The sequence below is a fragment of the Sphingobacterium sp. JB170 genome (assembly GCF_900163865.1).
GTDB lineage: Bacteria > Bacteroidota > Bacteroidia > Sphingobacteriales > Sphingobacteriaceae > Sphingobacterium.
In genome coordinates, this window is record NZ_FUKU01000036.1 from 23,194 (window position 1) to 36,723 (window position 13,530).

At 43.7% G+C, this 13,530-nt stretch carries 10 protein-coding genes; 8 read left to right on the top strand and 2 right to left on the bottom strand.

Annotated features, from left to right (window positions below; all coding sequences use genetic code 11):
* Positions 1-5 precede the first annotated feature (5 nt).
* On the bottom strand, positions 6-3,245 hold the full coding sequence (locus FM107_RS10685; protein WP_086948506.1) for a TonB-dependent receptor: 3,240 nt from the start codon (positions 3,243-3,245) through the stop codon (positions 6-8).
* A gap of 646 nt (positions 3,246-3,891) precedes the next feature.
* Here FM107_RS10685 and FM107_RS10690 point away from each other — a divergent pair.
* The 3 genes from FM107_RS10690 to FM107_RS10700 all read left to right on the top strand — a co-directional run bounded on the left by FM107_RS10690 (position 3,892) and on the right by FM107_RS10700 (position 7,783).
* A complete protein-coding gene (locus tag FM107_RS10690; protein WP_086948507.1) occupies positions 3,892-5,025 on the top strand; it encodes an NAD(P)-binding domain-containing protein in 1,134 nt (377 codons plus the stop codon).
* Positions 5,026-5,359: 334 nt separating this feature from the next.
* Positions 5,360-6,445 carry a glycosyltransferase family protein gene (locus FM107_RS10695; protein WP_086948508.1) on the top strand — a complete coding sequence of 362 codons (1,086 nt, stop codon included), beginning with the start codon at positions 5,360-5,362 and terminating at the stop codon, positions 6,443-6,445.
* Between the two features lie 3 nt (positions 6,446-6,448).
* Positions 6,449-7,783 carry a GH1 family beta-glucosidase gene (locus FM107_RS10700; RefSeq protein WP_086948509.1) on the top strand — a complete coding sequence of 445 codons (1,335 nt, stop codon included), beginning with the start codon at positions 6,449-6,451 and terminating at the stop codon, positions 7,781-7,783.
* A 58-nt stretch (positions 7,784-7,841) separates the two neighbouring features.
* On the opposite strand, the gene FM107_RS10705 is transcribed toward FM107_RS10700, so the two are convergent.
* The gene (locus FM107_RS10705) at positions 7,842-8,687 is read right to left on the bottom strand and encodes an SDR family oxidoreductase (RefSeq protein WP_086948510.1); all 846 of its coding nucleotides are present in this window, start codon (positions 8,685-8,687) and stop codon (positions 7,842-7,844) included.
* Between the two features lie 826 nt (positions 8,688-9,513).
* Between FM107_RS10705 and FM107_RS10710 the strand changes: the two genes are divergently transcribed.
* The 5 genes from FM107_RS10710 to FM107_RS10730 all read left to right on the top strand — a co-directional run bounded on the left by FM107_RS10710 (position 9,514) and on the right by FM107_RS10730 (position 13,456).
* Complete coding sequence (locus FM107_RS10710; protein WP_086948511.1) at positions 9,514-10,350, top strand: helix-turn-helix domain-containing protein; 837 nt, start codon at positions 9,514-9,516, stop codon at positions 10,348-10,350.
* A 60-nt stretch (positions 10,351-10,410) separates the two neighbouring features.
* Positions 10,411-10,983 carry a DUF417 family protein gene (locus FM107_RS10715; protein WP_179204458.1) on the top strand — a complete coding sequence of 191 codons (573 nt, stop codon included), beginning with the start codon at positions 10,411-10,413 and terminating at the stop codon, positions 10,981-10,983.
* A 56-nt stretch (positions 10,984-11,039) separates the two neighbouring features.
* A complete protein-coding gene (locus FM107_RS10720) occupies positions 11,040-11,609 on the top strand; it encodes a DUF4256 domain-containing protein (RefSeq protein ID WP_086948513.1) in 570 nt (189 codons plus the stop codon).
* 79 nt (positions 11,610-11,688) lie between these two features.
* Entirely contained in the window at positions 11,689-12,123 is a 435-nt protein-coding gene (locus FM107_RS10725; protein ID WP_143559476.1) for a hypothetical protein, read from the top strand.
* A 97-nt stretch (positions 12,124-12,220) separates the two neighbouring features.
* Entirely contained in the window at positions 12,221-13,456 is a 1,236-nt protein-coding gene (locus FM107_RS10730) for a glycosyltransferase (RefSeq protein ID WP_086948515.1), read from the top strand.
* Positions 13,457-13,530 lie beyond the last annotated feature (74 nt).

Below are 13,530 nucleotides of genomic sequence, written 5' to 3' on the forward strand. Positions count from 1 at the left end.
TCTTTTTAAAAGTTAATGGATAAGTTAAAACTAAAACTTCGCATGGTAGGGTAGTTGAAGCCATCTCCCTGTCCATCGCTAATATCGGGATCGGAGGATCCGATGTTTGCCACGTCGATATCTTTGGTGTTTTTGTAAAGTGGCGACCAAGTAAAAAGGTTTTCAGCGGATAGTCCTGCACGAAGGCCTTGTAGACCTAGTTTAGTTATCATCGTTTTAGGAAAATTATAGCCAATCTGTAGGTTCTTAAGGCGTAAATACGCCGCATTTTGTAAGTAGCGCGACTGCGTAGTTTGCTTTAGGGATTGGTTATAACCTGCATAGCGTGGGAAGTAGGCATCCGTGTTATCTTCCGTCCAATAGTTGTTTAGATGCCATGTCGGCAAATTGTTATACGGCCTATTATATTGCCCCCAGAAGATGGACTCGTTACTAGGGTACCAATCTTGTTTCCCAACCCCTTGTAGAAAAGCCGAGAGGTATACGTTGCTATAGTCTAGGTTCAGATTAAACCCATAAATATAGCGCGGTTCTTCGTTGCCAATTATAGATAAATCCCCGTGATTATTGAGCGTGTTGTTACCGTAGTCGATCGCGCCATTGCCATCTAGGTCGGTAAAACGAACATCCCCTGGGTACACCGTTCCTGCGTTTGATGATTTTATTAAAGTTTGGGAAGCTGCGGCGTCAATTTCTTCTTGGTTTTGAAAGAGACCTTGGGTGACATATCCCCAAATTTCTCCAACGCGCTGACCATCGTAATAGTCGTCGAGGTTTCCAATAGCATTATTGTATTTATCAATTGTCGATCGGTAATCGGCCAACGTTGCCCGAACCCCCCAGTTAAGCGGCTTTCCTGCAACATCAAAGTTATCTTTATAGGCTACCGAAAGCTCAAAGCCGCGTGTAGTCATATCTGCATAGTTTCCTTTAGGGGGTTCCGCGCCAAACACGTCAGGAAGAGTTTGGCCCAGCGTGTACATATTTAATGTTTCGCGGCTATAGATATCGGCAGTAAATGTAAGGCGGTTATTTAGTGCGCCAATGTCGATACCAAAATTTGTTGTGCGCGCGGTTTCCCAAGTTAAATTGTCAGGAATCACCTTCGGAGCACTCGTAGTAGGGTTTTTAGCACCATTTAATACCCTTTTGGAGATTGCAATTGCATATAGATCGAGGAAAGAATAAGGGGCAATATTTCCATTGCCTAAGGATCCGTACGACCCGCGTAGCTTTAAATCTGAAATCGCCGAGGGACTGACATTCCAGAAAGGTTCTTGTGAAATACGCCATCCTGCAGATACCGAAGGAAAGAATGCCCACTGTTCGCCTGTGGGAAATTTAGAAGATCCATCATAGCGCCCATTAACTTCAAAGAGGTACCTGTCTTTGTAAATGTAGTTCGCCCGAAAGAAGACACCGGCCAGACGATAGCGGTTATATTTAGCCGTCGCTGTTACCGATTCACCGAGGGCAAGGTTTAAGTTTTCAGTATCGTCCGTCAATAAACCATTTTTAGTGATTTCGGTGTTATTATACGTCTGCTGCTCGTAATTGTAGCCTAGTAGTCCTTTAAAATAATGATCTTGATTGAATGTGTTTTCATATTCGGCATATAGGTTGGTAAGCAGGTGTTTGTAGGTTTCCGATATGTCTCGTATGTTGTCGTTCATGCTGGTTTCTAACCGAAGTTCTTCACCGTCTTTTACGCTGTAAGGGACTGGAACACGAATTCTGGAACTTCCGATATTTCGGTTGCGGAAAGTGAAATCTCCCTTAACGCGAAACGTATTGTTAAAAAAGTTTGTTTCAAATGACGTGGTGTTTCGAAGATTAACATCTTCAGAGTCGGTGCCATTTTTTCCGTAAATAAAATCTCCTAGCGTATATGCGGCCGAGTAGGAGAATGTACCATCGGGATTGTATATTGGCGAGGAGGGGTGCCCTTCATCGGCTATATTACGCCAAATGTTACCGCCTTCTCCTGCCGTGGAGGGGTCGTGATAGTTTATCGATGAATAGTCAATATTGTTACTCACGCGTAACCAATCAGTCACTTGTAGGGAAGCCTTTGCTCGTGTGTTATAACTTTTGTAAGTATCGGTATTAAAACGATACATACCTTTGTTATCGTAGAACCGTCCGGATATGTAATAATCGAGTTTCTTTTCGTTACCGCTTATTGAAAGATTATGGTCTTGCACGAAAGTATTGTCTTTAATCAACGCGCCGTAATAATCTTCATTACCGTAATAAACGTAGGTGCCATCATCGGCGATAGTGACAGGTTCATTTATTCCTTGTTCTTTGCGGCGTTTAAATTCTTCGAGCCAATCCAACGTAAAGATTTGCGTCTTGTTTAATTTGCTAGGCACCGACGAGTAGTTGTTCCACGCATTATATGCCTCGTAAAAGCGTTCGGCATAGGTGTATCCATCGGTGACAAAATCAGGGAGCGTCGTTGGGTTTTGTGTCGTTAAACTTCCTGAATAAGTGATTGAGGCTTTGCCTTGTTTGGCTCGCTTGGTGGTGATTAACACCACTCCGAATGTGCCTCTAGAACCATAGACTGCCGCGGAGGAAGCGTCTTTTAGTACCGATACAGACTCGATGTCGTTCGGGTTTAAAGACTGCGGGTCTCCTTCGACGCCATCAATGAGGATTAAGGCGCTCCCTCCCTGTCCGATTGACGTTGTACCCCGAATGTTAAAGCTGGGCGAACGTGAGGGCTTGCCATCGGCCGGTGTGATGTTCAAATTGGGTACTGTACCCTGAAGCATTTGTGCGGTATTCGCTAGGGCTCTTCCTTCGAATACTTCACTGCCGACCTGATCTACGGCTCCTGTTAAATTTGCTTTCTTCTGTGTTCCGTAACCCACGACCACGACCTCGTCCAATATCGCCTCTTGATCGGTTAAGGTGATTTGAAGATTAGTTTGTCCTGTGTATTGAACGGTTGCAGTTTGGAAGCCGATAAAACTAATGGCTAAGTTGTCTCCGTTATGGACGGCAATGGTGAATAACCCTTGCTCGCTCGTTTGAGAAGCTTGTTGCGAACGGACGTTTGTTACTGTTACGCCCGATAAGGGAGCCCCATTTTTGTCGGTAACTGTTCCTGTAATTTCTTGCTGCGCGAGACTTTTCGAAGCTGTCGTTGGGGGCGCCATCGACAGCGCTTGAGACACGATCGGTGAAAATGTTAAGGACAGTGCGAAGCAAATGATTTGTTTGGATCTTTGATTCATATATACTTCAGTTTAGTTGTGCGCAAATGTAGATGGCTACCGTTGCGTTATGGTTACTTATAAATTAATAAATTGTTAGCTTTTAGTTATTGATGGAATTAAGAAAGATTTATGTGTTAGCTAGGACAAACGGAACTCGTTCATGTTTGTTAAGTAAAAATAACATTTTTAAAGATAATTCACAAACAAGCAAACACTTAAAAAATATAATGTATGGAGACTCGAACAGAGCTTCTGTATAAGAAGCGGAGACTGTGAAGTCAGCAGCACAACCCATCAGGTCTGCCTAGTGGGATGGGTAATTCGTTCCTTTTTGTTTCTTATTATTTCGGTAGTAATATTGTTTCCGGCGCTGCGGTAGTTCATTAACTTGGACACGTTCATCTGGGACAGAAAAATGTAATTTTGAAAATTTTTGAGCACTGCTTTTGTAATGGGGGACAAGGTCAGAACATCTTTTATTACTATTTCAGTGCTGACGATTGAACCGGTGAGCGATATTCAAGAGAATTTTTGCATTCCGGGATGATTTCGGTTGCAGACAACGACGGGTTGAGGATATTCTTACCGCAGGCTTAGCGACTAACTATCGTTGTATTAATAAAATCATATTGTGTATCTTGATAACTTAAAATAATAAGATACAATGACGAGTAGAACAAAAACAGTCATCGATAATAAGTCAACGCGGCTAATTTATAAGACAAACATCGTTGTGATTGGCGCAGGTCAAGCTGGTTTGTCGTCCGCTTTTTATCTTAAGAAAATGGGGCTAAAACCAGGAAAGGATTTTGTGATACTCGACAAGGCGACTAATCCGGGAGGCGCATGGCAGTACCGCTGGCCATCCCTTACGCTGAGTACGGTAAATGGTATTCATGATCTTCCAGGGATGTCGTTTCAAGAAACGGTGCCTACGGGCAATCCGCGAGAAGTCCATGCAAATGTTGCGGTGCCGCGTTATTTCGAGTGTTATGAGAAAACTTTCGGGTTAACGGTTTTTCGTCCAGTTGCCGTTAGCGTCGTTTGTAATCGAGAAGTATCATTAAGGGTTGAAACCGATCGAGGCACTTTTTCAACAAAAGGAATTATAAATGCGACGGGAACGTGGGATACACCGTATATCCCCGAATATCCAGGAGCTTCTGTGTTTAAAGGGCAACAACTTCATACGAAGGATTACCAGAGGGCGGATGACTTCAAAGGTAAACATGTGTTGATCGTTGGAAGTGGGATTTCCGCGATTCAGCTTCTAGACGAAATTTCACAAGTCACTCGTACGACATGGGTGACGCGACGGGTCCCGCGTTTTAACGAGGGCTCTTTTGACGCAGAAAAAGGGCGTGCTGCAGTGGCGATTGTTGAAGACCGTGTTCGGCGCGGATTGCCCGCAGGTTCGGTCGTTTCTGTAACAGGGCTACCCGTTACCCCCGCTATTATCGCCATGCGCAAGCGAGGTGTATTGGATCGAAAGCCAATGTTTACGGAGATTACCGAAGAAGGTGTGCGTATGGCCGATGGGTCTTTGCTTGCTGTTGATATAATATTGTGGTGTACAGGCTTTCGTAGCTCGCTGGATCATTTGATGCCATTGCTGATTCGCGAAGAGAATGGAGGTATCGTAATGGGTGGTAGACTTGCAACGATGGTGAGCAAAGATCCGCGGATACATTTGGTGGGTTATGGTCCTTCGGCATCGACAATCGGCGCAAATCGTGCAGGTCGTGCTGCGGCGCAAGAGCTCGCGGAGCATTTGGGCCTTGCAGTGCAGCCCAAATGAAATTGCGATGTGTTATTCATAAAAACATAATAGTTTATTAACTTAGTGTTCATGTTTAATTCGTTGATTTACAGTGTGTAATTTAGGTGTTATTTAAATGAACTGGATTATGGGAGCGCTCACTTATTATTTCGAAAAAATTATTATCCGATTATTTTTAACGCGGTATGCTTCGTTCTTTTCACCCTTTAGGTTCAAAAGAGGGTAATGTGAATGGGGAACACGCAACTGCGTAGGTGTGATAGCAGCATAGAACCCGACCTTTGGGTAAGAAGAACTTCTTTGCTCTTGATTGCCGCGCCGTACCAGGCGTGCGCTACAGCTACTTTATGATATGAAGATTCTTTACGCAATTCAGGGGACCGGTAATGGTCACATCAGCCGTGCCCGAGATATTGTGCCTTTGTTACAAGAAAAGGGGGAGCTTGATCTGTTGATCAGCGGCACGGAGGCTGATGTATCGCTTGGTTATCCCGTGAAATTTATAATGAAGGGGTTAAGCTTTGTTTTCGGAAAAGACGGCGGTGTAGACCTCATGGCCACCTATAAAAAGGCGAAAACCAAACGTTTTTATAAAGAACTTCGTTCCTTGGATGTTCACCAGTATGATATTGTTATTAGTGATTTTGAGCCTGTCAGTGCTTGGGCATGCCGGCTACAAGGGAAACGGTGTTACGCACTAAGCCATCAGTCTGCCGTTTTGAATAAAAAGGCTCCAGTCCCCAACAGTCTAGATCTGGTGGGGCGATGGATATTGAAAAACTACGCGCCGACCGATGTGCGGTTTGGATTTCATTTTGCGCCGTATGACGAAAACATCTATACTCCCCTAATTCGTAAAGAGATACGTGATGCGGAAGTCTCCCGCTCGGGGCATTACACGGTATACCTACCTTCTTATAGTGATAAAAAGATATTGCGGATCCTTGGTGCGTTAAAAGATGTTGAATGGCAAGTGTATTCTAAACATACTAAAAATGCTTATAAAAAGGATCACGTGTCGGTCTTTCCTATTTCGAATCGTTCTTTTGTTGAAAGTATGGTATCTTCGGAAGGAATAATCTGTGGTGCTGGATTCGAAGCGCCGGCCGAGGCATTGTTTCTAGGGAAGAAATTGATCGTTGTACCTATGAAAAATCAATATGAACAACAGTGCAATGCAACGTCTCTTGCGCAGCTGGGTGTGCCTATATTAAAAAAGATAAATGTCAGCGCGATAAAAAAGATACATGCTTGGCTAGATTCTGATCAAAGAATAATAGTCGATTTTCCGAATTGTACCGCAGCCATAATAGACGAACTATTCCAGATACATGAACGCAGCAGTGGGGAGGACCTACAAACGCGAAATCACGGGGTTCAATCGTTAAAACAATTGCGAAAAATTCTTTTTAGAAATACGCCCGTACAAAACGATTAAAAGATGTTAATGACTAAAGATTGCTTCGGTGAAGATTTTATATGGGGCGTTTCTACAGCGGCTTATCAGATCGAAGGCGCGCATGAGGTAGATTTTAAAGGTCCTTCTATTTGGGATGAGTTCGTAAAAAAGAAAAATAAGATATTTGCAAGTCACCATGGGGATATCGCGTGCGATTTTTATCACCGTTTTAACAGTGATTTGGCGCTTATGTCTTCGATGAATATTCCTCACCATCGGTTATCGATTTCCTGGAGCCGAATTTTACCACAGGGCGATGGGCAGGTTAATGAAAAGGGAATCGATTTCTACAATCAGCTTATCGACCATTCACTTGAACTAGGTATCACGCCGTGGATAACCATTTATCATTGGGATTTACCACAGGAATTAGAGTTGCGTGGCGGCTGGACTAACCGAGATGTTGTCTTTTGGTTTGAACATTTCGTTGAAATTTGTGCAGAACGTTTCGGAGACAGAGTGAAAAATTGGATGATTTTAAATGAGCCGGTTGTGTTCACTGGAGCGGGGTATTTCTTCGGTGTGCATGCTCCGGGCAAAAAAGGCCTTGATAATTTTTTGGCTGCAACGCATCATGCTGCGCTTGCGCAAGCGAGTGGAGCGCGGGTGCTGAAACAGATCGTTCCCAATAGCCGTGTAGGGACAACTTTCTCTTGCTCGCATATCGAACCCTACCGTCCTATTGAGCGTGATATCGGCGCTGCAACGCGAGCCGATGCGCTATTAAATCGGCTATTTATCGAGCCTTTATTAGGAATGGGATACCCTGTAGCTGATCTGCCAATCTTACGACGGATAGAACGCTACATGAAAACCGATGACGAAAACAGCCTACAATTCGATATGGACTTTATTGGCCTTCAAAACTATACCCGCGAGGTTATCCGCTTTAGGCTGCTTGTGCCGTATTTGAGGGCGAAAATTGTCAGTGCCTCCAGACGTAAAGTGGACATGACGGCGATGAATTGGGAAGTATACCCAGAGTCCATGTACTATATTCTTAAGCAATTCAGCCGGTATAAAAATATCCCTCCTTTAATTGTTACCGAAAGCGGATCCGCATTTGAGGACAAGGTTATTGACGGTAGGGTTGCTGATCCCGAGCGTCAAGCGTTTCTCGAACGGACAATTGAACAAGTATTACGTGCAAAAAACGAAGGCGTCAATGTGCAAGGGTATTTTGTGTGGACATTCTTAGATAATTTCGAGTGGGCCGAAGGTTACCGACCACGTTTCGGTTTGGTTCATGTCGACTTTGAAACGCAGCAGCGCACCATCAAATCTTCCGGACAATGGTATGCCGATTTTTTAAAGTAGGCATAACACCTAGGGATGTCCAGACCGCATGACTACGCGAGTATAGATTAGCGCCGTTCTACGTTAATTCTCTTTTTATGACCACGGATAATGGTGTTGTGGGGCGGCCAATAAGTTCTGAAAGTGTGTGGCCCGGGTCGTAAAGATCATCTTTTGCCGCACCCACGTCCATATTGGCAATAATTTTAGCATATTCCTCCGGGACCTCGAGCGCTATTAGAGCGGCGGCGAAGCCTTCTTCGGACAAGTTTGTATAAGGGATTTCTTTCCCAATTTGTTTGGAAACTTCTGCCGCTAGATCGCTTAATGTGTAATGATCGTCGCCTGATAACTCGTATACCTTCCCAAGATGCCCTTCGGTCGTGAGCACCGCTGCGGCCGCCTCTGCATAGTCTTCGCGTGTTGCAGATGAAATTTTACCCTCGTCTGCACAGCCATAGAACGAACCCGCTTGGATAGAGGAGGGGACAGATGCCGAATAATTTTCGGTGTACCAGCCATTGCGTAGAATAGTGTAGGGAATTCCTGAGTCCGCTAACATCTGCTCGGTTTGGATATGTTCGGTCGCGAGCGACATGTGTGCGGTGTCTGCGTGAAGTAAACTCGTATAGACAATCCATTTGATATTTGCTTGTTTTGCGGCATTTATCACATTTTCGTGTTGAGCCTTTCGTAATCCCACTTGATTGGCTGATATTAAGAGTAAGCTGTCAATTCCCTTCAAACTGGCAGCTAAAAGGCTTGGCTTGTTGTAATCAAATTCCCGTGTTTGGAGACCGAATGTTTTCGCTTTTTGCGGAGAACGTACCAGTGCGACTATCTTATCAGACGCTACACGTTGTTGAAGTTTCTCGACAACCAGACGGCCTAGTTGCCCTGTTGCCCCGGTGATTCCTATTTTCATATCGTTAATTTGTAGTGTTTTTTTTATACAGTTCTAGTGGACCGGATTAATCGTACCGATGAACAAGGTTCTTCAATGCTTTTTGCCCTGGCGAATCGAGAACACTCCGTCTGTGATGATAAACAAACTTTCTGGTTGATTGTTTCGGGTTGTTACAAGTATAGTGGTCTCCTACCCTTTGCTTGAACGCTGTAAATGACGGCGGATTGGTTCATCGACTTTTGTGAATACCAAACGTGCCATTAAAATAAGTAAAATTGTTGCCACGAGTATAATCAGACCTATCTGGCCTGCTGACGGACTACGCTTCTGGAGATAGCTGTAGAAAATCCGAATAAACGGATAATGAACCCTATATAAGGGGTATGAAATTTCGCCAAGCCATTTAGAAATCTTCGTGGTAGATCGATTATCTCTATTTCCTGGCCAGCCAATCTAATAATTCGTAGTTTTTTAATCGTAGGTGCTGTCCAGACAATGTACATGAGTTTTGGAATATTGAAACAGTTCACCGGTAATATCTGCGTAACTTGTGGGGCAACTCAAGCTATGAGTGCTTTCTGGGCCGTACAGTTTTTGTATCTTCGGGGATGAAATAGATAAACAAAAACTATAGGGAAATATTTGTATCATGAAAATTAGCAGGTAGAAACTGGGCTTGCGTGGGAGGAGATTCATCACAGCGATCTTAATGCAGCAAAAAACATGGAAGAGTAGGAATTAATGCTCTCTATCAGTCGCAGCTCGAATGTAAAGCTAAATTGTTAGTAGTTTGCGGAGAAGCGAATAACGTTAAGTAGGATAGGACTCTATAAAACTTATAACTATGGATATACAGATTCAAAGTATCCAGTGGAGTCAACTCCCCTTGGAAAACGATCTCGACTATTATAAGATATTTTTCACGGAACTAGGGATGACCTACAGCGTAGATCAGGTGAACTACCGGGCTCCCGCCTTTTCGGCTATATTTCTAGCGCCACATCAACATTTTCTGGTCATTGCGAATCCTGATAAGCGTTTAGAGCTAACCCAGGTTCTGTTTAACGGCGATTATTATTGTATAGAACTCCATAAACACGATGTGGCTTGTAATGGGCTCCTTTTTAACACCGTATATCAGCTTCCACACGTGGAGCTATCAGCCAGTGTTTTCGAAGAGCTCTTGCAGCTATGTCAGAAAATGATTCTCATCATGAGCCGAGAGAGCAAATTTAGTAATGCTATTTTAAAGTCTTATTTGCAGCTTATTTTGGCGCTGACAAGCGATGAGAAACAAAAATATATCGACCAACACAGCTATTTTAAGCAATTGACAAATATCGATGGTATAATTTTTCAGGAATTGGTGGAACAGAATTATAAAGTAGAGAAATCGATTTCCTTTTATGCCTCTGCAATGAATATGACAGCAGGCGCACTTAGTAAACGTATAAAAAAGACCCTTCAGAAATCCCCGTCAAAAATCATTCAAGAGCGGACTATTCTGGAAGCAAAGAAACTTCTGCACTTAACCTATAAATCGATTAAAGAGATTGCGAACGAGTTATATTTTGAGGATCAGCACTATTTTAGCCGTTACTTTAAAAATACAGTGGGTATTTCTCCTTTACGCTACCGGGAACAGGTCGGCATATCAGAAGTTGCAAATTTGTCCCAATAATAGCTGTATTTGTCCATTTGTTACTGTATATGAGGTTTTTATTTTTGTAAAAAAAATATTATGGTATTTCTACATCGTTTGGCGAGTCTTCAAAACATATTTATTCAATTTTTAAAGGTTGCTATATTTATAGTGATGGCCTGGATTGGGGGGCTAAAGGCGTTTCAATATGAGGCGGACGGAATTGTTCCATTCGTCGCTAATAGCCCGCTGATGAGCTTTTTTTATGCAAAGGAAGCCCCTGAATATAAGAACTATAAAAATCCGGAGGGGGCTACGGTTGTGAAAAATATAAAGTGGCATGAAACAAATCGCACTTATATATTTTCATATGGACTGGGTACGATAATCGTGGGAATAGGATTGTTAACCTTACTGGGAATTTGGAGTCCAAAAGTAGGTCTTATTGGGGGGCTGTTGACAGCTATTATGTCGCTGGTAACCTTGTCTTTCTTGGTTTCCACGCCGGAGGTCTATGTTTCGAACTTAGGGGGCGATTTCCCGACGCCAAATTATGGCTTCCCTTACCTATCTGGGGCGGGCAGGCTGGTGTTGAAAGATATTATCATGTTAGTAGCAGGTCTTGTGGTCTGTTCTGAATGCGCGCGGCGGTTGCTTGGTCGGGTAGCCTAGATCGATACTCATGATTTTTACGTAAATTTGAGCTATCTAGATAAATTTCACAAGGTATGGCGAATAAAAAGTCTAACAGCTTAACACAGGACGAGCAACAAGAATTGTTGGCGATTCTTTCTACGCGTTTTAATGAATATTCACAACGACATCAAGGTATAAGTTGGTCCGCGTTGGAGCGACGCTTGCTCGCTAATTCCGATAAATTGGTTGTCTTGCAGCAAATGGAACTTTCCGGCGGAGAGCCTGATGTTATCGGCCAAGATTCCTCGAGTGGTGAATATCTATTCGTCGATTGTTCGAAAGAATCACCTGCCGGCAGGCGCAGCATGTGTTACGATCGTCAGGCGCTCGAGGCGCGAAAATCAAACAAGCCTGCCAACACCGTTATGGATATGACTAGAGAACTCGGATCACAACTTTTAAGTGAGCAACAGTATCTTTTATTGCAGGAACTTGGTGAGTTTGATAACAAAACGTCGAGCTGGATAACAACCCCCAGTTCCGTACGTAAAAAAGGTGGTGCATTATTTTGTGATCGGCGATACGGGCAAGTATTCACTTACCATAACGGGGCCGACTCTTATTACGCTGCTCGTGGATTTCGTACATTTTTATACGTCTAGTTATCTGGTTATTTTTTAATTTCTTTTCGGTTTGGCATTATCCTTGGGTATAATCGAGCGGTTATAATATTAAATAGATATGAAAGGAATTACAATGACTCTTAGGAACTGGATGTTCGTATTGGTAGGTCTGGTCTCACTCGGCTTGTTCGCCTGTAGTGAGGAGACAGTAGATAATATAGGCAGGGATACTTCGTTAAACGTACTTCGAACTGGGACCTGGAAAACCTGGACGGTGAAGGTGGAAGGTAGCGATGATCCAGATTTAAATATTACAACGCAGATGCTTGCTGAGGGGGAGACTTTAAATTTCGATAAGGACGGTGCTTGGCATAAAAAGAGCGATGGAGCGGATAAGTATATATATAGTATGCCCGAATCAAAAGTTTTAGTGTTTGATGGCGTTGAATACAATATAGAGGAAAATCTAGTTGGCAGCGTGACCAAATTGACGATGGTGAATATTCAAGGTCCTGTTACCACGACGATGATTATTAAACGAGGTGCGGAATAGTTTTTTAGTAAATATTTTTTAACAAAAGGGCACCGCGTGCCCTTTTGTTGTAGGTGAGGGGGTACCGGGACCGTGATTTATTGTTTAACTTAGCAGCATGCAACGTGTGCTCTTTATCGGCTTGGTGTGGCCAGAACCTACTTCTTCTGCTGCAGGTTGGCGAATTCTTCAACTGATGGAATTGTTTGTTAATGCGGGGGCTGCCGTAACGTTTGCGTCTGCTGCTAGTCAGACGGATTATAGTTACCCGTTTGATAAGCACAATGTGCAGACGCGAGAGATCCTTTTAAATGACCCATCATTTGATGCTTTTGTGGCGGAGTTGCAGCCCCAGATTGTTGTGTTTGATCGATTTGTTTCTGAAGAACAGTACGGCTGGCGTGTTCGGGCGCAGTGCGCGGATTCCTTGTGCGTACTTGACACCGAAGATCTCCACTTTGTGCGTGCAGCCCGGCAAGAAGCCTCCAGTAAAGGTATTCCAGTAAATTACCACACCGATCTTGCAAAACGAGAAATTGCCTCTATTATGCGTTGCGACCTCTCGTTAATAATTTCATCGGTTGAACTCAATATATTAGACAAGGAATTCCATGTTCCTCCTGCAATTCTTTATTACCTGCCATTTCTTGAAGAACCGATTGACGTATTAACGCAAAGGAGGATGCGGGGGTACCAGGATCGTGAACACTTGATGTTTATAGGTAACTTTTTGCACGAACCCAATTGGAAGACGGTGCGGATTCTCAAAGAACAAGTGTGGCCCAAATTAAAGGGTTTACTTCCCGGTGTTCAGTTGCATATTTACGGTGCATATGCTTCGCAGAAAGTACAGCAGCTACATCAACCTAAAGACCGTTTTTATATCATGAACCGGGCGGATGACGCGCGAGCGACGATGGGTAAGTACCGGGTTCTAGTCGCGCCAATACCCTTTGGAGCGGGTGTGAAAGGGAAATTTATAGACGCGATGCAATCCGGAACGCCGAACGTCACCAGTAGCATTGGGGCTGAGGCGATGTATGGAGGGAGGCACTGGAATGGGGTCATTGCCGACGATATTGCTGCTTTTGTCGACGCGGTCGTTTCGCTGTATACCTCGGAAAAGCGATGGGCCGCCGCGCAAGCTACTGGCGTAACTCTTTTGAACGAAAACTTTAGTAAAGAACTTTTTACGGACTCCTTTTTAGCGAAAATTGTTTGTATTTTAGAGGACCTTTATGCGCATCGTCGGATTAATTTCATGGGGCAAATTTTAAACAGTCAGCAGTTAAATAGCTCGAAATACATGTCGCTGTGGATACAAGAGAAAACCAGAAATAAACCGCTTAGCTAGACTGGCTGAAAGGTTGAAATAATACGATAAGCTTTGCTGCGAGGCACTATGCGGTGGATTTCAGGGGGTTGAGT